The organism is Mesorhizobium sp. B2-4-1, from assembly GCF_006442185.1.
Taxonomy (GTDB): domain Bacteria; phylum Pseudomonadota; class Alphaproteobacteria; order Rhizobiales; family Rhizobiaceae; genus Mesorhizobium.
Genome location: NZ_VFVN01000003.1, coordinates 35,276 through 55,087 on the forward strand (window position 1 = coordinate 35,276; position 19,812 = coordinate 55,087).

Consider the following 19,812-nt stretch of genomic DNA (forward strand, 5'->3'; position numbering starts at 1 on the left):
ATGATGAGACAGAGGCTCCAGTTCTTCGCCAAGGCGCCCGAGATCATGAAAGCGGTGTCGGCGCTCAATAAGGCGGTCGACGAATGCGGGCTCGAGGAAAGCCTGCTGCACCTGATCAAGCTCAGGGCCTCACAGATCAATGGCTGCTCCTTCTGTGTCGAGATGCACAGCCGTGAGGCGAGGCGCGACGGCGAGACCGAACAGCGGCTTTATCTGGTTTCGGCCTGGAAGGAATCGCCGCTGTTTTCGGAGCGCGAGCGCGCCGCTTTGGCCTGGACCGAGGCCGTGACGCTGATCGCCAACAATGGTGTTTCGGACGAACTCTATGCCCGCACGCTGGAACATTTCTCGGAAGAGGAGTTGGTCAAGCTCTCCGTGGCGCTGGGCATGATCAATACCTGGAACCGGCTTTGCATTCCGTTCCACGCCATTCATCCGATGCCTGCCGCCAAGGCCGCCTGATTGTTCGATCACGATCGGAGCGCCAAGGGAGGCGGCGCTCCCATTATTTCAAAGGGAGAGCGTTTGATGCTTGCCGATTTACCCGCCGCCTTGTTGGTTCTCGGCCGGCTGTTGCTTGGCGGCGGGTTTGTCTTCGCCGGCTTGCGCAACATCCAGAAACGCGGGTTTCTTGACGGGGCTGATGGTCGCGCGCGGTGTGCCGCAGGCGCGGCTGGCACTTTGGGCCGGCATCGTGTTGCAGATCGTCGCCGGCGTGCTGGTGGTGACGGGCTTCTGGACCGCCACTGCCTGTGCGGTGCTGGTGCTGTTCCTGATCGTCGCCACGCCGATGTTCCACAATTTCTGGGATCATCAGGGACAGGAGCGTGCGTCGCGTATCAATGGTTTTGTTGGCAATGTCGCGCTGAGCGGCGGCTTCCTGACACTGATCGCCCAGTCGCTTTGACAGTTGCAGCTAGGCCGCGAACCGCAAACCACCATCGCAGGTTAATACCTGGCCGGTCATGAAGCCGTTGGAGACGAGGAAGGCTATGGCCGAGGCGACGTCCTCGGCGCGGCCGATGCGGCCGACCGGTGTCTTGCCGGCATAGTCGGCAAAGATCGCCTGCCGCTGCTCGTCCGGCAGAAAGTCCCACCAGGGCGTGTCGATGACGCCGGGCGCCACGACGTTGACGCGCAGTGGCTTCAGCTCGACGGCCAGGATCGGTGCCACCGTCAGGAGCATGCCATTGACGGCGCCGATGCCGGCGACGCCCGGCGTGGCGAGCTGGGCGGATACCGCCGAGATGAAGGTGACCGATCCTGATTTGTCCAGCGTTGGCAAGGCCGCCTGCAAGCAGGATAATTGCGGCCGCACCTTTTCGTCGACGCCGCCAGCGATATCGGCAAGGTCGAGTGTTTCGAACGGGCCAAGGCCCTTGCCGCCGCTCGCCGCCAAAACGAGATGGTCGAACGGGCCGATGCGCTCGAAGAATTGGCGCACCTCGTCGGGCTTGGCGGCATCGAACGCCGCCTTGTCGACGGCGCCACCGAGACTTTTCCATGCGCTGACGAGCTTGTCCTGATTGCGCCCGGTGATGGTCACCTTCATGCCGGGGCCGAGCAGTTTGCGCGCGGTCGCCAGGCCGATCCCGGACGAGCCACCGATGACGACTGTATGTTCGATCTTGCTGGTCATGAACGCTCTTCCTTCTTCACTGTAGCCTGCCCGACTAGGTCGAGGCTCAAGTCGCGCAATTGTTGTCTTGCTCTGGCGTCGTAAGCCTGGGCGTCGGCGCGGGATCGCGCAGGCCGTCGAAATAGAGGCCGCTGCGCGCTTCGAGCGCGGGGGAGGTGGCGAGATTGACAATGGCCTCGGCGCCGGTCTCCACCGAGCTCCATGGCGTGACGCCTGCCTGGCGGACCATCGTGGTGTTCATGTAGCTCGCCGGGTGCAGGGCGTTCACAGTAACCCCGCTGCCCTTGAGCTGCTCGGCGAGATCGATGGTGAACAGGATCTGCGCCAGCTTGCTCTGGCAGTAGGCGCGCACGCTGCTGTAGCCATGGGTAAGCATGACGTCGCTAAAGTCGATGGCCTGCTGGCCCGCCGAGGCGACGTTGACGATACGCGCCGGCGCGCTGGCCTTCAGCAGGGGCAGCAATTCCTCCGTAAGCAGGAAGCCGGCGAGATAGTTGACGGCGAAGCGCAGTTCATAGCCGTCGGCGCTGACCTGCCTTTTGGCGTTTTGGCCAGCCGTGCCGACGCCGGCATTGTTGATGAGGATGTCGAGCCGAGCGGTTTTTTCACGCACGGCCTCGGCGAGCCGGCGCACCTCGGCCAGCGAGGCGAGGTCGGCTGCGAAGAACTCGGCCTTGCCGCCGGCCGCCTCGATGTCCGCGACCGTGGCCTTGCCGCGCGCCGCGTCGCGTCCGTGCACCAGCACCCGGGCGCCACCTGCGCCCAGCCGTTGCGCGACGACCCGGCCGACACCGTCGGTCGAGCCGGTGATCAGGATTGTCTTGTCTTTCAGGTCCATGTTTGAGCCTCCATTCGTTGCTCTCGACAGAAGATGGGGCAGCGGGTGCGCGCCAAACAGTTCAAACTTTATCCTGGTATCGGTACTGCTATAATAGGGTCATGGATGCTCCTTCTCATTCCGCTGAAGACAGCCGCCGGCGCGAGCTCGGCGCCTTCCTGCGCTCGCGCCGCGAGAGGCTTTCGCCACAGGCCGCCGGCATTGCCTGCGGCGCGCGGCGGCGCACGCCGGGCCTGCGGCGCGAGGAGGTGGCGATGATCGCCGGTGTCGGCACCACCTGGTACACCTGGCTGGAACAAGGCAGGGATGTCAGGCCCTCGGTGGAGGTGCTGGCGGCGCTCTGCGAGGCGCTGCGCCTCGACGCTGTCGAGAAGCGGCATTTGTTCATCCTCGCCGGCCGCCAACAGCCGGAGCGTCGTGGGGCAACGCCCGAAAAGGTCGACGGGCCGTTGCTGCACATGCTGCAAAGTCTTGTGCTGCAACCCGCTTATGTGGTTGGCCGGCGCTGGGACGTGCTCGCCTGGAACCCGGCAGCCGTCGCGGTGTTCGGCGATTATGGCTTGCTGGAAGGCGACGCCCGCAACATCGTCCACATGGTGTTTACAAGCCCGCAGCACCGTCGCCTGCTCGTCGACTGGGAAGAGCTTGCTCGCGTGGTGCTCGCTTCGTTTCGCGCCGAAAGCGCCAAATATGTCGGTGATCCCGATTTCGACCGGCTGATCGCGCTGATGATGCGCTCGAGCCCCGAGTTCCGCGATTGGTGGCCCCGACGTGACGTAGCGCGAAAGCTGACGGGTCTGAAGCACGTCCGCCATCCGACGGCCGGCGCCATGGCCTTCGAGCATATGAGCCTGTCGATTGACGATGGATCCGACATGCGGCTGGTCGTCTACACGCCGCTGGCCGAGCAGAACTCGATCGCCAAGCTGCAGAGCTTGCTTGATGCACTGCCGGCCGAGCGGCGCAGCGCCTGAGCCTTCAGCGCAGGGTCAGGCCTTCGGCTTCAACCCGTCGAGAAATAATTGCTCCAGGAATCTCGCTGCGTCCTCGAAGCGGCCGTCGCCGCCGCGGTTCGGGCCGAGCACGGCGCGGACCTGGACGTCGAAATCGGCATAGTGCTGGGTCGTCGCCCAGATCGAGAAGATCAGGTGCCAAGGATCCGTCCTGGCGATCTTGCCAGCGCGCATCCAGCCCTTGATGACGGTTGCCTTCTCGTCGACCAGCGTCTTCAGTTCGCCGGTCAGCAAGGGCATGATGCGTGGTGCGCCCTGCAGAATCTCGTTGGCGAACAGCCGGCTCTCGCGCGGAAAATCGCGCGCCATTTCAAGCTTGCGCCTGATGTAGCTCCTGAGCTCGGTCAGGGGATCGCCGATGTCGTCGAGTTCCCTGAGCGGCGCCAGCCATGTGTCGAGCAGGCGCTGCATCAGCGTCTCGTGAATGTCTTCCTTGCGGCGAAAGTAATAGAGCAGGTTGGGCTTCGACATCCCAGCGGCTTCGGCGATCTGGTCGATGGTCGAGCCGCGGAAGCCATTGGTGGAGAACACCTCGAGCGCGGCTTCGAGAATGAGTTCGCGCTTCTCCTGCTGGATGCGGGTACGGCGAGGGGCTTCCGTGCTGGTGTTCACCGTTGCGCGCCCTCGTGTTGAAAGCGGTCTGGCCCAATTCTCTGGACCAGTTTTTCCCCGGCCTGTGGAACGCACTTCAGGAGCCGCAATTTCCGCTAGTAATCCCTTGACCGCCGACAGGGCGGTGCTAACGGGAAGTCTTGGTCATGTCCAACCGGCTGAAAGTCACGCCGAACGATCTCAGTGCATTCTGGATGCCGTTCACGGCAAACCGGCAGTTCAAGCAGGCGCCGCGCATGTTCGTGTCCGCCAAGGACATGCACTACACGACCAGCGATGGCCGCAAGGTGCTGGACGGCACCGCCGGCCTCTGGTGCGTCAATGCCGGCCATTGCCGGCCCAAGATCACCGAGGCGATCCAGCAGCAGGCCGCCGAGCTCGACTACGCTCCGGCCTTCCAGATGGGCCACCCGATCGTGTTCGAACTGGCCAACCGCCTGGTCGACGTCGCGCCGAAGGGCATGGATCACGTGTTCTTCACCAATTCCGGTTCGGAATCGGTCGAGACCGCATTGAAGATGGCGATCGCCTATCACCGCGTGAAGGGCGAGGGCTCGCGCACCCGTCTGATCGGACGCGAGCGCGGCTATCACGGCGTCAATTTCGGGGGCATCTCGGTCGGCGGCATCGTCACCAACCGCAAGATGTTCGGCACGCTGCTCGGCGGCGTCGACCATATGCCGCACACCCACCTGCCGGAGAAGAACGCCTTCTCCAAGGGCGTGCCGGAACATGGCGCGGAGCTTGCCAACGAGCTGGAGCGCATCGTTGCGCTCCATGACGCCTCGACCATCGCGGCCGTCATCGTCGAGCCGGTCGCTGGCTCCACCGGCGTCATCCTGCCACCCAAGGGCTATTTGCAGAAGCTGCGCGAAATCTGCACCAAGCACGGCATTCTGTTGATCTTCGACGAGGTCATCACCGGTTTCGGCCGTCTTGGCGCGCCGTTCGCGGCCGATTATTTCGGCGTCACGCCTGATATCATGACCACCGCCAAGGGCGTCTCCAACGGCGTCATCCCGATGGGCGCGGTGTTCGTGAAGAAGGAAATCCACGACGCCTTCATGACCGGCCCCGAGCACATGATCGAGTTCTTCCACGGCTACACCTATTCCGGCAATCCGATCGCCTGCGCCGCGGCGCTCGGCACGCTCGACACCTACAAGGAAGAGGGCCTGCTCACACGCGGCGAGGAACTGGCGCCCTATTGGGAAGACGCGCTGCATTCGCTGAAGGGCGAGCCGCATGTCATCGATATCAGGAACATCGGCCTGATCGGTGCGATCGAGCTGGCGCCGATCGCCGGGCAGCCGACCAAGCGTGCCTTCTCGGCCTTCGTCAAGGCGTTCGAGCGCGGCGCGCTGATCCGCACTACCGGCGACATCATCGCGCTGTCGCCGCCGCTGATCATCACCAAGGGCCAGATCAACGAACTGATCGATCATGTGCGTGAGGTACTGAGGTCGATCGATTGAAGAACTGGGCGCGGATATCCCTCCCTCTCGAGGGGAGGGTGGCCGCGAAGCGGTCGGGTGGGGTCGGTGCGACGGGGTGCCGACCTGATCTGTTGCCGCGAGGCTGCCGTTGATGCCCCGCACTCGCGTGAGCTACGAAATGCGCCAAAAGGCGCGCGCGCTTCGAGTTCACGCAACCAGGGGTGAATCCTTGCTCTGGTATGAACTGCGCGAGCTGAAATCGGCCGGCATCAAGTTTCGTCGTCAGTGTCCGATCGGGCCTTATATCGTTGACTTTGCCTGCCTCGCCGTGAAGCTGATCGTTGAAGTTGATGGCGATCTGCACGAACACGAGAAGGGCAAGCGGCATGATGCCGTTCGTGATGCCTATCTGCGCTCGCTCGGCTTTGATGTCTTTCGCGTCGATGAGCCCGATGTCATAAACAACCCTTGGCATGTTGCGCAGGTGGTCAAAGGGAAGGTCGAGCGCATGTCCGGCGACCCCACCCGACCGCTTCGCGGCCACCCTCCCCTCAAGGGGGAGGGGAACGCCACGCAATTGGAGAGGTTTTGAATGGCCGCACCCGGCGAGAATCTGCGAATCAATTCAGACCGTTTGTGGGATTCCATCATGGAGATGGCGAAGATCGGCCCCGGCATTGCCGGTGGCAACAATCGCCAGACCGTGACCGACGAGGACGGCGAGGGCCGGCATCTGTTCAAGCGCTGGTGCGATGCCGCCGGGCTCGAAATGGGCATCGACGAGATGGGCACCATGTTTGCCAGGCGCGAAGGCGCCGACCCCAGCCTGCCGCCGGTCTATGTCGGCAGCCATCTCGACACGCAGCCGACCGGCGGCAAGTATGACGGCGTGCTCGGCGTGCTCGGCGGCTTGGAAGTCGTGCGCTCGCTCAATGATCTCGGCATCAAGACCAAACATCCGATCGTGGTCACGAACTGGACCAACGAGGAAGGCTCGCGCTTTGCCCCGGCGATGATGGCGTCCGGCGTATTCGCCGGTGTGCTCGACCAGGCCGACGTCTACGAGCATACGGACAAGAACGGCAAGAAATTCGGCGAGGAACTGGAGCGCATCGGCTGGAAGGGCACGGAGAAGGTCGGCGATCGCAAGATCCACGCCTTTTTCGAACTGCATATCGAGCAAGGGCCTATCCTCGAGGACGAAGGCATCGACATCGGCGTCGTCACCCATGGACAGGGGCTGAAATGGCTGCAGGTGACGCTGACCGGCAAGGAGGCGCATACCGGCTCGACGCCGATGCCCAAGCGCCGCAATGCCGGGCTCGGCATGGCGCGCGTGATCGAACTGGTGCACGAGATTGCCATGGACTACCAGCCGGACGCCGTCGGCGCGGTCGGCCACATGGAAGTCTATCCGAACTCGCGCAACATCATCGCCGGGCGCACGGTCTTCACCATCGACATCCGCTCGCCGGAGAAGGAAGTGCTCGACGCCATGGATGGGCGCATCCGCGAAGGCATCGACACGATATGCGAGGCGCTCGACATCCAGTACAAGATCGAGCAGGTCGGCCATTTCGATCCGGTCACCTTTGACAAGGGCTGCGTCAAGGCGATCCGTGATGCCGCCGACCGGCTCGGCTACACGCACCGCAACATCGTCTCGGGCGCGGGCCACGACGCCTGCTGGATCAACCGCGTCGCGCCGACCGCCATGGTGATGTGCCCCTGCGTCGACGGTCTCAGCCACAACGAGGCCGAGGAGATCTCCAAGGAATGGGCGGCGGCAGGAGCCGACGTGCTGTTCCATGCCGTGGTGGAGACAGCGGTCATCGTGGAGTAAGCTGGAAAGCTGGATTTCCAAACGCTGCTCGCAAGAAGCGCGAAGGAACAAGGGAACGTGAAAAATGACCAAAGTCATCAGAAACGGCACCATCGTTACCGCCGACCGCACATGGAAGGCCGACGTGCTGATGCAGCACGGCAAGATCGTCGCCATTGGCTCCGACCTACACGGCGACCATGAGTTCGACGCCACCGGCTGTTATGTCATGCCAGGTGGTATCGATCCGCATACTCATCTCGAAATGCCGTTCATGGGCACCTATTCGGCCGACGATTTCGAGTCCGGCACGCGCGCGGCACTAGCCGGCGGCACGACGATGGTGGTCGATTTCTGCCTGCCGTCGCCGCAGCAGTCGCTGCTCGAGGCCTTGCAGATGTGGGACAACAAGACCTCGAAGGCGTCCTGCGATTATTCCTTCCACATGGCGATCACCTGGTGGGGCAAGCAGGTGTTCGACGAGATGGCCACCGTCGTCGACAAGGGCATCACCTCGTTCAAGCATTTCATGGCCTACAAGGGCGCGCTGATGGTGGACGACGACGAGATGTATGCGTCGTTCCAGCGCTGCGCCGAGCTCGGCGCGCTGCCGCTGGTGCATGCCGAGAATGGCGACGTGGTCGCGGCGCTCTCGCAGAAGCTGCTTGCCGCCGGCAACAATGGCCCGGAGGGGCACGCCTATTCGCGCCCGCCGGAAGTGGAAGGCGAGGCGACCAACCGCGCCATCATGATCGCCGACATGGCCGGCGTGCCGCTCTACGTCGTGCATGTTTCCTGCGAGCAGGCGCACGAGGCCATCCGCCGGGCGCGTCAGAAAGGCATGCGGGTGTTCGGCGAGCCACTGATCCAGCACCTGACGCTGGACGAGAGTGAGTATTTCGACAAGGACTGGGACCATGCGGCGCGCCGCGTGATGAGCCCGCCCTTCCGCAACAAATTACACCAGGATTCGCTGTGGGCCGGCCTGCAGGCGGGATCGTTGCAGGTGGTGGCGACCGACCACTGCGCCTTCACCACGGACCAGAAGCGCTTCGGCGTCGGCAATTTCACCAAGATCCCGAACGGCACGGGCGGCCTCGAGGATCGCATGCCGGTGCTGTGGACCAGGGGCGTCAACACCGGGCGGCTGACGATGAACGAATTCGTCGCCGTAACCTCGACCAACATAGCCAAGATCCTCAACATGTACCCGAAAAAGGGCGCCATTGTCGAAGGCGCGGATGCCGACATCATCGTGTGGGATCCCAAGCGCAAGAAGATCATTTCTTCGAAGAAGCAGCAGTCGGTCATCGACTACAATGTCTTCGAAGGCGTCGAAGTGACAGGCCTGCCGCGCTATGTCTTCTCGCGTGGCGAATTGTCGATCGAGGAGACCGAGGTGAAGGCCAAGCCTGGCCATGGCCAGTTCGTTGGCCGCGAGCCGAACGCGGCGGTTAACCGGGCACTGTCGACCTGGAAGGAGATCACCGCGCCGCGCAAGGTGGAGCGGACAGGCATTCCGGCGACTGGGGTTTGAGCTTGCGCAGCTCGAAAAGCGCCAAGAAACTGATGATCGCCGACAAGGACGGCACCGTCTGCGGGGAAGTTTCCGGGTGCTGATGATTGCCGAAGTTGGTGCTGCCCCTCATCGCCCTGCCGGCACCTTCTCCCCGTATAGGGACGGGGAGAAGGGAACTGAACGCAATCTTGGCGCCCTTTCCGGCAACGCTGGAAATCGGCGAAATCCTTCGCGAAATCGTCCTTCTCCTCGTCCCTATACGGGGAGAAGTGCCCGGCAGGGCGATGAGGGGCAGCGCAAACCTCAAGCAATTGGCCGATGGGCGCTTAGCCCCGCAAGGCCGGCTTCAGGCGACCAATGCATCCAGTTCCGGCAGCAGGACGACGCTTTCCTGCTCTTTGGGATCGGTGCGGGCAATGACGGCCGAAGACGGGGCCCCACTCAGATTGGCGGGCAGATGCGGCACGCCGGCCGGAATGTAGAAGAGGTCGCCGGCTTTGGCGACGATGTGGTTCTCAAGCCGGTCGCCGTACCAGGTATGGACCTCGCCGGAGAGCACGTAGATCGCCGTTTCATGGTTCTCATGCAGATGCGCCTTAGCGCGGGCGCCGGGCGGCATGGTGAGCACATGCATGCAGATACCAGATGAGCCGACCGACTCGGTGGCGATACCGGCGAAATAGGTCAATCCCTGCTTGCCTTCATAAGAGCTTTCAGGGCGGATAAGATGGCAAGTGGGTTGAGGCGACATCGGGGAAACTCCGGGCGTCGAATGAGTGGAACAAGACCAATGGGACTGGGCGAGTGGAAAACAACATCGCGATAAAAGCAATCGGAATCGGGCCGGCACTAAAGGGGCAGGAACAGGCAGGCCGCGGCCGATGACGGGGATTTCGCCAGCCGTCGTCGCGGCAAGCAAGCTTGGCCTGACCTTCCAGACCAATGACGGGCCGGTACAGGCGCTGTCCAATGTCGACCTGACCATCGGCAAGGGTGAGTTCGTTTCCTTCATCGGGCCGTCGGGCTGCGGCAAGACGACCTTGCTGCGGGTCATCGCCGATCTTGAGAAGCCGACCTCGGGGACCATTTCGGTCAACGGCATGACAGCAGAACAGGCGCGCGAGAAACGCGCCTACGGCTATGTCTTCCAGGCCGCCGCCCTGTTTCCCTGGCGCACCATCGAGCGCAACGTCGCGCTGCCGCTGGAGATCATGGGTCTGTCCGGGGCGGAGCAGGGAGAGCGGATCAGGCGCACGCTCGATCTCGTCAACCTTTCCGGCTTCGAGAAGAAGTATCCTTGGCAGCTTTCCGGCGGCATGCAGCAGCGCGCCTCGATCGCTCGCGCGCTCGCCTTCGATGCCGACCTTCTGTTGATGGACGAGCCGTTCGGCGCGCTGGACGAGATCGTGCGCGACCATCTCAACGGGCAATTGCTGCAATTGTGGGCGCGCACCAACAAGACCATCTGCTTCGTCACGCACTCCATTCCCGAGGCGGTGTATTTATCGACGCGCATCGTCGTCATGTCGCCGCGTCCGGGCCGCGTCAGCGACGTCATCGAATCGACGCTGCCGAAGGAGCGGCCACTCGACATCCGCGAGACGCCGGAGTTCCTGGCGATCGCCGCACGGGTGCGAGACGGCTTAAGGGCAGGGCACAGCTATGATGATTGAGCGGGGGCAGGATGGACTGGCGGCAGCGCCCCGAAAGGCGCCTCCACCTCACGAAGGAGCGGCCACCTACGCCTTCGTCATTCTAGGGCGGAGTAGCCGCGAAGCGGCATACGTAGACCCTAGGATCCATGCCGTGACGCCTGCCGAAAGGCGCAAACAGTCGAGAATATTCGGCAGGCTAAGCGGCGCGGAGGGAGCCATATTCCGAATGGTCGCGGAGCGGAGAGGTAACGGCATGAATTCTAGGGTCTGCGCCGCGTCGCTTCGCTCCTTGCTTCGCCCTAGGATGACGAAGGCAAGGGCCCCCGACCTCCGCTTCGCTCCGGCCACCCTCTCCCCGGTGGGGAGAGGAGAAGGGCGGCGCTAGATGGACACCTTCCGCTCAAAGGTCATCCCGGTAACCTCCATCCTCGCCGGCGTGGTCGTACTCTGGTACGTCTTCGCCGTCATACTCAACACGCCGTTCCAGCGCGATCTCGACCAACGTGCCAACGAAACGCCCGGCACCGTCGAGTTCATCGGCAAGACGCTCTCGCAGCCGAAGCCGACGCTGCCGGCGCCGCACCAGGTGGCGGTGAACTTTTTCGAGAACACGTTCCTGCGCAACGTCACTTCGAACCGCAGCCTGGTCTACAATGCCTGGGTGACGCTGTCCTCGACGCTGCTGGGCTTTGCCTTCGGCACGGCGCTCGGCATCATCATCGCGGTGGGCATCGTACATGTGGCGACGCTCGACCGCAGCCTGATGCCATGGATCATCGCCTCGCAGACCATCCCGATCCTGGCGGTGGCGCCGATGATCATCGTGGTGCTGGCGGCGATCGGCATCACCGGCCTGATCCCGAAGGCGATGATTTCGACCTATCTGTCGTTCTTCCCGGTGACGGTTGGCATGGTGAAAGGCCTGCGCTCGCCCGAGATCATGCATCTCGACCTGATGCACACCTACAATGCCAGCCGTGCACAGACCTTCTGGAAGCTGCGCGTGCCGGCCTCGGTGCCGTTCCTGTTCACCTCGATGAAGGTGGCGGTGGCGGCCAGTCTGGTCGGCGCCATTGTCGGCGAACTGCCGACGGGCGCCGTCGCCGGCATCGGCGCCAAGCTGCTCGCTGGCGCCTATTACAGCCAGTCCATCGACATCTGGTCGGCGCTTGTCGCGGGCTCGATCGTGGCCGCGCTGCTGGTCATGGTGGTCGGCATTGCCGGGCGCCTCGTCGACCGCGCCATGGGCGGGAGGCCGGCATGAAGTACCTACCCTCGTGGCAATGTGTCCTTGCCAGCTTGCTAGCGGCCGCATCGCTCTTTTCCTTGCCTGCGAACGAGTTTTTTGCCGGAAACGAGGAAGGAGGTGTCATATACGTGACGATTGCCGGGCTTGTCGCTCTCATCATCATCATTGCATGCCTTTATGATGCGACCCGGGGGGGCGCCAGAATCGTGGCTCCGATACAATTTGTATTGGCGCACACCGCAACATTCCTGCTGTTCTTGATCGCACCTGCGAATGGTCTCGCCGGCCCCGACACTTATATGTTGCTCGCCGCCTGCTGGCTGCTCGCTTGGCGCTGCGTGACCTTGCTGTCCACGATCAGGCCCGTTAGCCGGACCTGGGACACGGCGCTGCGCCTGATCATCCCCGCCATCTTCGGCGCCTGGATCCTGATCATCTGGGAAGCGGTGACGCGTGGCGCCGGCATCCCGTTCATCCTGTTGCCGCCGCCGAGCGCCATCGGCGCGCGCATCGCCAGTTCGCTGCCGATCCTTGGCGCCGATGTCCGGCAGACCATCTTCAAGGCTGTTATCTTCGGATATGTCGTGGGCAGCGGCGCCGGCTTTGTCACGGCCATTCTCGCCGACCGGGTGCCGTTCCTGCGGCGCGGCCTGCTGCCCATCGGCAACATGGTCTCGGCGCTGCCGATCATCGGCGTGGCGCCGATCATGGTGATGTGGTTCGGCTTCGACTGGCAGTCCAAGGCGGCTGTCGTCATCATCATGACCTTCTTCCCGATGCTGGTGAACACCGTCGCCGGTCTGGCCGCGTCCGGCCATATGGAGCGCGACCTGATGCGCACCTATGCGTCGGGCTACTGGCCGACGCTTATCAAGCTCAGGCTGCCGGCCGCCGCTCCCTTCATCTTCAACGCGCTGAAGATCAACTCGACGCTGGCGCTGATCGGCGCCATCGTCGCCGAGTTCTTCGGCACGCCCGTCGTCGGCATGGGCTTCCGCATCTCGACCGAAGTCGGACGGATGAACATCGACATGGTCTGGGCCGAAATCGCAGTTGCAGCCCTTGCGGGTTCGGTCTTTTATGGTGTGGTCGCTCTTGTCGAAAGAGCCGTCACGTTTTGGCATCCCTCTGTCCGTGGTGGATAGGGGCGGTGGGTTTGGGCACTAACTCCAGAGGGAAAAAAATGAAAAGACTGATTGTTCCTGTACTGGCCGGCGCGATGTCGCTGGCCGCGTTCCAGGCAATGGCCGCCGACAAGGTGACGTTGCAGCTGAAATGGGTCACGCAGGCCCAGTTTGCCGGCTATTACGTCGCCAAGGCGAAGGGCTTCTACGAGGCCGAGGGTCTCGACGTCGACATCAAGCCGGGCGGTCCCGACATTGCGCCCGAGCAGGTGATCGCCGGCGGCGGCGCCGATGTTATCGTCGACTGGATGGGGGGGGCGCTGGCAGCCCGCGAAAAGGGCGTGCCGCTGGTCAACATCGCCCAGCCGTTCAAGAAGGCCGGCATGGAACTGGTCTGTCCGAAAGACGGCCCGATCAAGACCGAAGCCGACTTCAAGGGCCACACGCTCGGCGTCTGGTTCTTCGGCAACGAATATCCGTTCTACGCCTGGATGAACAAGCTTGGCCTAAAGACCGATGGCGGCCCGGACGGCGTCACCGTTCTCAAGCAGAGCTTTGACGTGCAGCCGCTGATTCAGAAGCAGGCGGATTGCATCTCGGTCATGACCTACAATGAATATTGGCAGCTGATCGACGCCGGCTACAAGCCGGAGCAACTCACCGTGTTCAACTACTCGGCGATGGGCAACGACCTGCTCGAGGACGGGCTTTATGCCTCGGAGGACAAGCTCAAGGATCCGGCCTTCGAGGACAAGATGGTGCGTTTCGTGCGCGCCTCGATGAAGGGTTGGAAATACGCCGTCGACAACAATGACGAAGCGGCGGAGATCGTCATGGATGGTGGCGGCCAGGACGAGAACCACCAGAAGCGTATGATGAGCGAAGTCGCCAAGCTCATCGACAATGCCGACGGCAAGCTCGACCCGGCGACCTATGAGCGTACCGCCAAGGCGTTGCTCGACCAGAAGATCATCACCAAGGAGCCGAAGGGCGCCTATACCACCGCGATCACCGACAAGGCGATCAAGTAGGCCTCAAAGCGGCCTCGTGACGGGGCTTGATGGACGATGTTGGAGGGGCGGGCGACCGCCCCTTTTTCATGCGGCCAAATCACAAAAGCGTGTGCCTGGATACATTGGGGCGGCCGAGCGTTGCGTCGGAGGCATGCGCGTGCGGGGAGCCACGGCGGATGCTACAGCCAATCGGAGGTTCTTCATGCGCACACAGACCGTCTTGCCGACGCTTTCGGCGCTGGCCATTTCGACCGCTTTCCTGTTCGCGTCGCCGGCCCTGGCCGACATGATGAAGTTCGAGGCGACGCTCGATGGCAGCCAGCAGAGCCCACCCGTTACCACCAAGGGCAAGGGAACCGCCACATTCACCTTTGACACCGCCAAGAAGAAACTCAGTTGGAACGTCAAATACTCCGGCCTCAGCGGGCCGGCGACGGCCGCACATATTCATGGCCCGGCCGCGAAGGGGGAAAATGCGGACCCCGTAATCCCGTTCAAAAAACTCAAGAGCCCGATCAAGGGATCGGCGACATTGACCGATACGCAGGTGACCGATCTGGAAGCCGGCAAATATTACGTCAACATCCACACCGCCGCCAACAAGGACGGCGAGATCCGCGGTCAGATCGAAAAGGCGGCGGCGTCGATGTAACGCGACGTCGCTCGGGGCGCGCGCCCGTATTTGCTTGCGAAAGCTTTGCGGGACAGCGCCGCCCTTTCTCCTGCCGGAAACCGACTTTCAGGCCTTGTCTCTTATCTGCGTCATCGTTCGGGTCGGGGTGATTGCCTCCGGATCGAGCCGGATTTCGACGATTGCCGGCTTGCCGCTGGCGCGAGCACGCTCGAAGGCAGGGGCGAAGTCGGCGGTTTTCTCCACCGTTTCGCCATGGCCACCATAGGCACGCGCCAGGGCGGCGAAGTCCGGATTCTTGAGGTCCGTGGCCACCACCCGCCCGGGGTATTCACGCTCCTGGTGCATGCGGATGGTGCCGTAGATGCCATTATTGACGACGATGACGATGATCGGCAACCCGTATTGTACGGCGGTGGCGAATTCCTGCCCGTTCATCAGGAAGCAGCCGTCGCCGGCGAAAGCGACTACGGTGCGATCCGGATAAAGCGCCTTGGCCGCTACCGCCGCCGGCGTTCCGTAACCCATCGAGCCTGAGGTCGGCGCGCCCTGTGTGGCAAAGCGGCGGAAGCGATGGAAGCGGTGCACCCACGTGGCGTAGTTGCCGGCGCCGTTGGTCAGGATGGCATCGTCGGGCAGCACCGTTTCGAGATAGGTCATGATCGGCCCCATCTGGACGGCGCCCGGACCGCTTTCCGGTGGGGTCGACCAGTCGAGATAAGCGGCATGGAGCTTTGCCGTCTCCGCCGCCCAGCCCGGCGATGCCGGTCCCTTCCGGTTGGCGAAGGCGCGCACGAAGGCGGCGGGCGAGGCGTTGATCGCAAGCGTTGGACGGTAGACGCGGCCTAGTTCGCCGGCATCGGGGTGGACATGGACCAGCGTCTGGTCAGGGTAGGGGCTCTTCAGCAGCGTATAGTCCGAGGACGGCATCTCGCCCATGCGGCCGCCGATCAGCAGCACCAGATCGGCCTGCTTGATTGCTGTCGCCAGCTTCGGGTTGATGCCGATGCCGACATCGCCGGCATAGTTCGGGTGCAGATGATCGAACAGCATCTGGCGGCGGAAGGAGCAGCCGACCGGTAGCGACCACGCCTCGGCGATGCGGGTGATTTCCTGAACAGCCTGGAAATCCCAACGTGTGCCGCCCAGGATCGCGATCGGTCGTTTGGCGGCATTGAGCAGCGCCTCGAGCCGGTCGAGTTCGGCTTCGGCGGGGCTGGTCTCGACCGGGGTGTAGGCGATCGCGGCCGGTGCATCGACGACACTGGTCAGCATGTCTTCCGGCAGCGAGATGACGACGGGACCTGGGCGTCCGGAGGTCGCCACGGCAAAGGCGCGGGTGACGAATTCGGGAATACGCGACGCATCGTCGATCTCTACCACCCATTTTGCGATGTCGCCAAAGAACCTGACATAGTCCACTTCCTGGAAGGCCTCGCGCTGCTTGGCGTGGCTGGCGACCTGGCCGATGAACAGGATCACGGGAACCGAATCCTGCATGGCGATATGGATGCCGGCGGAGGCATTGGTGGCGCCGGGGCCGCGGGTGACGAAGCAGATACCGGGTTTGCCGGTCAGGCGGCCTTGGCAGTCGGCCATCATGGCGGCGCCACCCTCCTGGCGGCAGACGATGGTGCGGATCGCCGAATCGTGCAGCGCGTCGAGCACCGCGAGGTAGGATTCGCCTGGCACGCAGAAGATACGGTCGGTGCCGTTGGCCTCGAGCGCGTCGACGATCAATTGTCCGCCGGTTTTCATTTTGCTCTCTCCAGTTCGGCAAGGATTTCGTCAGTATGTTCGCCCAGGCGGGGCGAGGGGCGCTCATAGACGAGCGGTGTTTGGGACATGATCATCGGTGCGCGAACCGACGGCAGAAGATTGCCATGGCCGTCGTCGAGGTCGAGCCGCATGCCGCGCGCGATCGCCTGCGGGTCGGCGAACATCTGTCCGATCGTGTTGATCGGGCTCGCCGGCACGCTGGCCGCTTCCAGCTTGGCCAGCAGCGGGTCGCGATCCTTGGTCTTCAGCGCCTCGACGATCCGCTCGCGTAGCGCCGCCCGGTTGGCGACGCGGGCCGGATTGGTGGCGAAATCGGGATTGCCGGGCAATTCGTCCAGCCCGACCACCGCGCAGAACCTGGCGAACTGGCCGTCATTGCCGACCGCCAGGATGATGTGACCGTCCCGGACCGGCAGCACCTCGTAGGGCGCGATGTTCATATGCGCGTTGCCCATCTGCACAGGCGACTTGCCGGAGACGAGATAGTTGAGGTTCTGATTGCCGAGCGCCGAGATCTGGGTGTCGAACAATGCCATGTCGATGTGCTGGCCTTCGCCGGTTTTTTCGGCGTGGCGAAGTGCCGCCTGGATGGCGATGACGGAATAGAGGCCAGTGAAGATGTCCGAGATGGCGACGCCGGCCTTCTGCGGCTCGCGTCCCGCCTCGCCGGTGATCGACATCATGCCGGCCATGCCCTGGATGATGAAGTCGTAGCCGGCGCGCGGCGCGTAGGGACCGTCCTGGCCGAATCCGGTGATCGAGCAATAAACGAGGCGCGGATTGATCTTGCGCAGGCCCTCATAGTCGAGCCCGTATTTCTTCAAGCCGCCAAGCTTGAAGTTTTCGATCAGCACGTCAGACGTTGTCACCAGCCGGCGCACGGTTTCGGCGCCCTGCGGTGTCGAAAAATCAATGGCGATGGAGCGCTTGCCGCGATTGCAGGAATGGTAATAGGCGGCCGACAGGTTCTCGCCATCCTTGCCCATGACGAAGGGCGGGCCCCATTTGCGGGTGTCGTCGCCGCCATCAGGGCTTTCGACCTTGATGACGTCGGCGCCGAGATCGGCAAGCAACTGCCCGGCCCAAGGCCCGGCAAGGATGCGGGCGAGTTCGACGACGCGGACGCCTTTCAGCGGGGGCTCAGCCATAGATCACCAGAATTGGTCGGAACCGAAGCCTCTATCAACAGAGATTGCCGCTGTCACGGCTCTTGCGATGGGCCAACGCTTCATCGCTTCAAGGCGGTTTCGGCCCACGCTGCGAAATCGTCCATGACGATGTCGCGATTCACCTCGTTCAGGCTTTCGTGGCGGGTCTCGCTGTAAACCTTTGAAACGAGATTCGAAAAGCCCATTTTGCGCATGCGTCCGGCAAGCTGGATGATCCCCTTGCCATAATCCGAGGCAGGGTCTTTTTCGCCCCCCACGACGCTGACGGGGAGGTCGCGCCGAACGCCGACGAAACCGGCGTCCCTGCCGCCATTGAGCGCCATCTGCACGACATCGCGCCACATCGACACCGAGGCGTCCCAGCCGCATAGCGGGTCGGCGATGTATTTGTCGACCTCGGCGGGATCGCGTGACAGCCAGTCGAACAAGGTGCGGTGGTTGGGCACCGCCTTGCCCCAGGCCTGGAAGGTGAGTTTCGGCAGCAGACGCGATGGGACATCCGAGCCGAGCCGCATCCTCTCCCATGCAAGGATGCCGAGCGCCACCTGCCCGAGCAGGCCAGCTGAAAAATTGCCATTCCAGATGGCGGCGGCGTGAACGCGGTTCGAATGCGCCAGGAGAAAGTTCAGCGCCACGGACGCGCCCATCGAATGGCCGAACAGGATGATAGGTAGGCCGGGCTGCTCCCCGGCGATGAGATCATGGATGGCGCCGACATCGGCGATGACCTTGGCGGGGCCGTCCTCATGCGCGAACCTGCCCAGCGGTGCGTCGGGCGCCTTCGTTGCGCCATGGCCGCGATGATCGTGAACATAGACGCTAAAGCCGCGCGCGCCCAGGAAATCGGCAAAACGATCATAGCGCGCCGCATGTTCTGCGAGCCCGTGATTGATCTGGATGACGGCGCGCGGATGGCCGTCGGCCTGCCGGACCAGAAGATTGAGGTCGGCGCCGGTCGGCGAACGGACCATGCGCTGCTGGCTGAATGACATTCAGTGATTTCCACCCTGGCCCGCCTCGGTGGCGCCAGCCTTGTTTGCGCCGCGGCCGGTTCAGCGTCAATCCGCCCTTCCGGATTTCTCGCGATGATGTTTCTTGCATTTGGCCGGTGGAATATCGCAATTCTGACATGGACACAGCTTCAGTCTGTCGCCCACCTTTTTCACCCAAGGATTCCCCATGCGCATTGCTGTTGTTTTCGGATTGGCCATGTTGGCGGCATCGTTAACGGGTGCGGCCCATGCCGACGTCAGGATGAGTGGCACCTTCGTTGCCGACGCCTCCTGTCCGGCGACGCAAGCCATCAAGAACGGCAAGAATCCCGGCAATGTCTCGACTGATGCCGGACAGAGCTATCAGCTGCTGGCGGGCAACAAGGATGCGCCGACGCACTATCTCATCCTGGTGCCGAGCGCAGATCCGGATCGGCGCTGGGTGAAGGTCAGTTGCGGACATCTCTCCGGCAGCAGCGCAGCAACGCTGCCGGCGACCCCCGGCGGGCAGGGCAAGCCTGCGGCATCGGGAAAACCCGAATATGTCTTCGCGCTGAGCTGGCAGCCGGCTTTTTGCGAGACCAAGTCCAGCAAGAGCGAATGCAAGGCACAAAACCCGAATGAATTCGATGCCAGCAACTTCACCTTGCACGGCCTGTGGCCGCAGCCGAACGGGAACTTCTATTGCCAGGTACCGGCCAGCGACAAGGCCAACGACAGTCCGGCGCACTGGAAGGATCTTCCGCCTGTCAATTTGGACGCCGGCACGCGCACGGAACTCGACAAGGTGATGCCGGGCACCGCTTCGCAGTTGGAGCGGCATGAATGGATCAAGCACGGCACCTGCTACGGCAAGAACCAGCGGGAGTATTTTTCCGACGCACTCGGCCTGATGCGCGCGGTGAACGGCTCAGCGGTGCGCGATCTCTTCGCCAAGAACATCGGCGGCAAGCTGACAGCGGACCAGATCCGCGGCGCCTTCGACCAGGCCTTTGGCGCCGGCGCCGGCGATCGCGTGCGCGTCTCCTGTGTCATCGATCCGTCGAGCGGCCGGCGGCTGATCGGAGAGTTGACGCTCGGCCTTGCCGGTCCGATCGGCCCAAACAGCTCGCTCAAGGACCTGCTGCTGGCCTCGGTGCCGACCAACAAAGCCGGTTGCCCGACCGGAACCGTCGACGCGATCGGGTTCCAGTAGGTCCTGAGCTCATTCCAGCCGGCAGGCAGGCCGGGGCAACGCCAGCGCCTGTCGTTAGTACGGCCTGTGATCGGTTCGATGCGGCGAAAGCGATTGCCGTTCGGCTCCGCATCGCCTACATAGCGG

At 63.2% G+C, this 19,812-nt stretch carries 18 protein-coding genes and 2 pseudogenes; 13 read left to right on the top strand and 7 right to left on the bottom strand.

Annotated elements, in window-relative coordinates; translation table 11 throughout:
- The first annotated feature begins 3 nt into the window (after nucleotides 1–3).
- The gene (locus tag FJ949_RS08490) at nucleotides 4–462 is read left to right on the top strand and encodes a carboxymuconolactone decarboxylase family protein (RefSeq protein ID WP_140495113.1); all 459 of its coding nucleotides are present in this window, start codon (nucleotides 4–6) and stop codon (nucleotides 460–462) included.
- A 66-nt stretch (nucleotides 463–528) separates the two neighbouring features.
- Nucleotides 529–907, top strand: a pseudogene (locus FJ949_RS08495) (DoxX family protein).
- 9 nt (nucleotides 908–916) lie between these two features.
- On the opposite strand, the gene FJ949_RS08500 reads toward FJ949_RS08495, so the two are convergent.
- Together FJ949_RS08500 and FJ949_RS08505 are read right to left on the bottom strand one after the other, a co-directional pair.
- Complete coding sequence (locus FJ949_RS08500) at nucleotides 917–1,639, bottom strand: SDR family oxidoreductase (RefSeq protein ID WP_140495115.1); 723 nt, start codon at nucleotides 1,637–1,639, stop codon at nucleotides 917–919.
- Nucleotides 1,636–2,477, bottom strand: a pseudogene (locus tag FJ949_RS08505) (SDR family NAD(P)-dependent oxidoreductase). The gene FJ949_RS08500 and the pseudogene FJ949_RS08505 overlap by 4 nt, the downstream one beginning before the upstream one ends.
- A 101-nt stretch (nucleotides 2,478–2,578) precedes the next feature.
- Here FJ949_RS08505 and FJ949_RS08510 point away from each other — a divergent pair.
- Nucleotides 2,579–3,451, top strand: a complete 873-nt coding sequence (locus tag FJ949_RS08510) for a helix-turn-helix transcriptional regulator (RefSeq protein ID WP_140495117.1) — start codon at nucleotides 2,579–2,581, stop codon at nucleotides 3,449–3,451.
- A 15-nt stretch (nucleotides 3,452–3,466) separates the two neighbouring features.
- Here FJ949_RS08510 and FJ949_RS08515 read toward each other — a convergent pair whose 3' ends face one another.
- Complete coding sequence (locus FJ949_RS08515) at nucleotides 3,467–4,102, bottom strand: TetR family transcriptional regulator C-terminal domain-containing protein (RefSeq protein ID WP_140495120.1); 636 nt, start codon at nucleotides 4,100–4,102, stop codon at nucleotides 3,467–3,469.
- Nucleotides 4,103–4,248: 146 nt separating this feature from the next.
- Here FJ949_RS08515 and FJ949_RS08520 point away from each other — a divergent pair, with 146 nt between their 5' ends.
- The 4 genes from FJ949_RS08520 to hydA all read left to right on the top strand — a co-directional run bounded on the left by FJ949_RS08520 (nucleotide 4,249) and on the right by hydA (nucleotide 8,897).
- Nucleotides 4,249–5,577: an aspartate aminotransferase family protein gene (locus tag FJ949_RS08520; protein WP_140495122.1), complete on the top strand. Its 1,329-nt coding sequence runs from the start codon at nucleotides 4,249–4,251 to the stop codon at nucleotides 5,575–5,577.
- Between the two features lie 139 nt (nucleotides 5,578–5,716).
- On the top strand, nucleotides 5,717–6,130 hold the full coding sequence (locus FJ949_RS08525) for an endonuclease domain-containing protein (protein ID WP_224646776.1): 414 nt from the start codon (nucleotides 5,717–5,719) through the stop codon (nucleotides 6,128–6,130).
- Complete coding sequence (locus FJ949_RS08530; protein WP_140495126.1) at nucleotides 6,131–7,381, top strand: Zn-dependent hydrolase; 1,251 nt, start codon at nucleotides 6,131–6,133, stop codon at nucleotides 7,379–7,381.
- A 64-nt stretch (nucleotides 7,382–7,445) separates the two neighbouring features.
- Nucleotides 7,446–8,897 (top strand): dihydropyrimidinase, encoded by a 1,452-nt coding sequence (gene hydA / locus FJ949_RS08535; protein ID WP_140495127.1) that lies wholly within the window; start codon nucleotides 7,446–7,448, stop codon nucleotides 8,895–8,897.
- Between the two features lie 328 nt (nucleotides 8,898–9,225).
- On the opposite strand, the gene FJ949_RS08545 is transcribed toward hydA, so the two are convergent.
- The gene (locus FJ949_RS08545; RefSeq protein ID WP_140495129.1) at nucleotides 9,226–9,630 is read right to left on the bottom strand and encodes a cupin domain-containing protein; all 405 of its coding nucleotides are present in this window, start codon (nucleotides 9,628–9,630) and stop codon (nucleotides 9,226–9,228) included.
- A 130-nt stretch (nucleotides 9,631–9,760) separates the two neighbouring features.
- Between FJ949_RS08545 and FJ949_RS08550 the strand changes: the two genes are divergently transcribed.
- The 5 genes from FJ949_RS08550 (at nucleotide 9,761) to FJ949_RS08575 (ending at nucleotide 14,572) form a co-directional block, all read left to right on the top strand.
- Nucleotides 9,761–10,552 (top strand): ABC transporter ATP-binding protein, encoded by a 792-nt coding sequence (locus FJ949_RS08550; RefSeq protein WP_140495131.1) that lies wholly within the window; start codon nucleotides 9,761–9,763, stop codon nucleotides 10,550–10,552.
- 367 nt (nucleotides 10,553–10,919) lie between these two features.
- Nucleotides 10,920–11,798: an ABC transporter permease gene (locus FJ949_RS08560; protein ID WP_140495135.1), complete on the top strand. Its 879-nt coding sequence runs from the start codon at nucleotides 10,920–10,922 to the stop codon at nucleotides 11,796–11,798.
- Entirely contained in the window at nucleotides 11,795–12,928 is a 1,134-nt protein-coding gene (locus tag FJ949_RS08565; RefSeq protein WP_140495137.1) for an ABC transporter permease, read from the top strand. Before FJ949_RS08560 ends, FJ949_RS08565 begins: the two co-directional genes overlap by 4 nt.
- A 38-nt stretch (nucleotides 12,929–12,966) precedes the next feature.
- Complete coding sequence (locus FJ949_RS08570; RefSeq protein ID WP_140495139.1) at nucleotides 12,967–13,938, top strand: ABC transporter substrate-binding protein; 972 nt, start codon at nucleotides 12,967–12,969, stop codon at nucleotides 13,936–13,938.
- Nucleotides 13,939–14,122: 184 nt separating this feature from the next.
- Nucleotides 14,123–14,572 (top strand): CHRD domain-containing protein, encoded by a 450-nt coding sequence (locus tag FJ949_RS08575; protein ID WP_140495140.1) that lies wholly within the window; start codon nucleotides 14,123–14,125, stop codon nucleotides 14,570–14,572.
- Nucleotides 14,573–14,659: 87 nt separating this feature from the next.
- Here the strand turns inward: FJ949_RS08575 and FJ949_RS08580 are convergent, their stop codons facing one another.
- The 3 genes from FJ949_RS08580 to FJ949_RS08590 all read right to left on the bottom strand — a co-directional run bounded on the left by FJ949_RS08580 (nucleotide 14,660) and on the right by FJ949_RS08590 (nucleotide 18,491).
- Nucleotides 14,660–16,309 carry a thiamine pyrophosphate-binding protein gene (locus FJ949_RS08580; protein ID WP_140495142.1) on the bottom strand — a complete coding sequence of 550 codons (1,650 nt, stop codon included), beginning with the start codon at nucleotides 16,307–16,309 and terminating at the stop codon, nucleotides 14,660–14,662.
- A complete protein-coding gene (locus FJ949_RS08585) occupies nucleotides 16,306–17,478 on the bottom strand; it encodes a CaiB/BaiF CoA-transferase family protein (protein WP_140495144.1) in 1,173 nt (390 codons plus the stop codon). Before FJ949_RS08585 ends, FJ949_RS08580 begins: the two co-directional genes overlap by 4 nt.
- Before the next feature lie 80 nt (nucleotides 17,479–17,558).
- Complete coding sequence (locus FJ949_RS08590; RefSeq protein ID WP_140495146.1) at nucleotides 17,559–18,491, bottom strand: alpha/beta hydrolase; 933 nt, start codon at nucleotides 18,489–18,491, stop codon at nucleotides 17,559–17,561.
- Nucleotides 18,492–18,678: 187 nt separating this feature from the next.
- Here FJ949_RS08590 and FJ949_RS08595 point away from each other — a divergent pair, with 187 nt between their 5' ends.
- The gene (locus FJ949_RS08595) at nucleotides 18,679–19,686 is read left to right on the top strand and encodes a ribonuclease (protein WP_140495148.1); all 1,008 of its coding nucleotides are present in this window, start codon (nucleotides 18,679–18,681) and stop codon (nucleotides 19,684–19,686) included.
- Nucleotides 19,687–19,812 lie beyond the last annotated feature (126 nt).

Coding starts and splice junctions, on each gene's coding strand:
- FJ949_RS08490 (WP_140495113.1), top strand. CDS start 4: ATGAGACAGAGGCTCCAGTTCTTCGCCAAGGCGCCCGAGATCATGAAA.
- FJ949_RS08500 (WP_140495115.1), bottom strand. CDS start 1,639: ATGACCAGCAAGATCGAACATACAGTCGTCATCGGTGGCTCGTCCGGG.
- FJ949_RS08510 (WP_140495117.1), top strand. CDS start 2,579: ATGGATGCTCCTTCTCATTCCGCTGAAGACAGCCGCCGGCGCGAGCTC.
- FJ949_RS08520 (WP_140495122.1), top strand. CDS start 4,249: ATGTCCAACCGGCTGAAAGTCACGCCGAACGATCTCAGTGCATTCTGG.
- FJ949_RS08525 (WP_224646776.1), top strand. CDS start 5,717: ATGCGCCAAAAGGCGCGCGCGCTTCGAGTTCACGCAACCAGGGGTGAA.
- FJ949_RS08530 (WP_140495126.1), top strand. CDS start 6,131: ATGGCCGCACCCGGCGAGAATCTGCGAATCAATTCAGACCGTTTGTGG.
- hydA (WP_140495127.1), top strand. CDS start 7,446: ATGACCAAAGTCATCAGAAACGGCACCATCGTTACCGCCGACCGCACA.
- FJ949_RS08545 (WP_140495129.1), bottom strand. CDS start 9,630: ATGTCGCCTCAACCCACTTGCCATCTTATCCGCCCTGAAAGCTCTTAT.
- FJ949_RS08550 (WP_140495131.1), top strand. CDS start 9,761: ATGACGGGGATTTCGCCAGCCGTCGTCGCGGCAAGCAAGCTTGGCCTG.
- FJ949_RS08560 (WP_140495135.1), top strand. CDS start 10,920: ATGGACACCTTCCGCTCAAAGGTCATCCCGGTAACCTCCATCCTCGCC.
- FJ949_RS08565 (WP_140495137.1), top strand. CDS start 11,795: ATGAAGTACCTACCCTCGTGGCAATGTGTCCTTGCCAGCTTGCTAGCG.
- FJ949_RS08570 (WP_140495139.1), top strand. CDS start 12,967: ATGAAAAGACTGATTGTTCCTGTACTGGCCGGCGCGATGTCGCTGGCC.
- FJ949_RS08575 (WP_140495140.1), top strand. CDS start 14,123: ATGCGCACACAGACCGTCTTGCCGACGCTTTCGGCGCTGGCCATTTCG.
- FJ949_RS08580 (WP_140495142.1), bottom strand. CDS start 16,309: ATGAAAACCGGCGGACAATTGATCGTCGACGCGCTCGAGGCCAACGGC.
- FJ949_RS08585 (WP_140495144.1), bottom strand. CDS start 17,478: ATGGCTGAGCCCCCGCTGAAAGGCGTCCGCGTCGTCGAACTCGCCCGC.
- FJ949_RS08590 (WP_140495146.1), bottom strand. CDS start 18,491: ATGTCATTCAGCCAGCAGCGCATGGTCCGTTCGCCGACCGGCGCCGAC.
- FJ949_RS08595 (WP_140495148.1), top strand. CDS start 18,679: ATGCGCATTGCTGTTGTTTTCGGATTGGCCATGTTGGCGGCATCGTTA.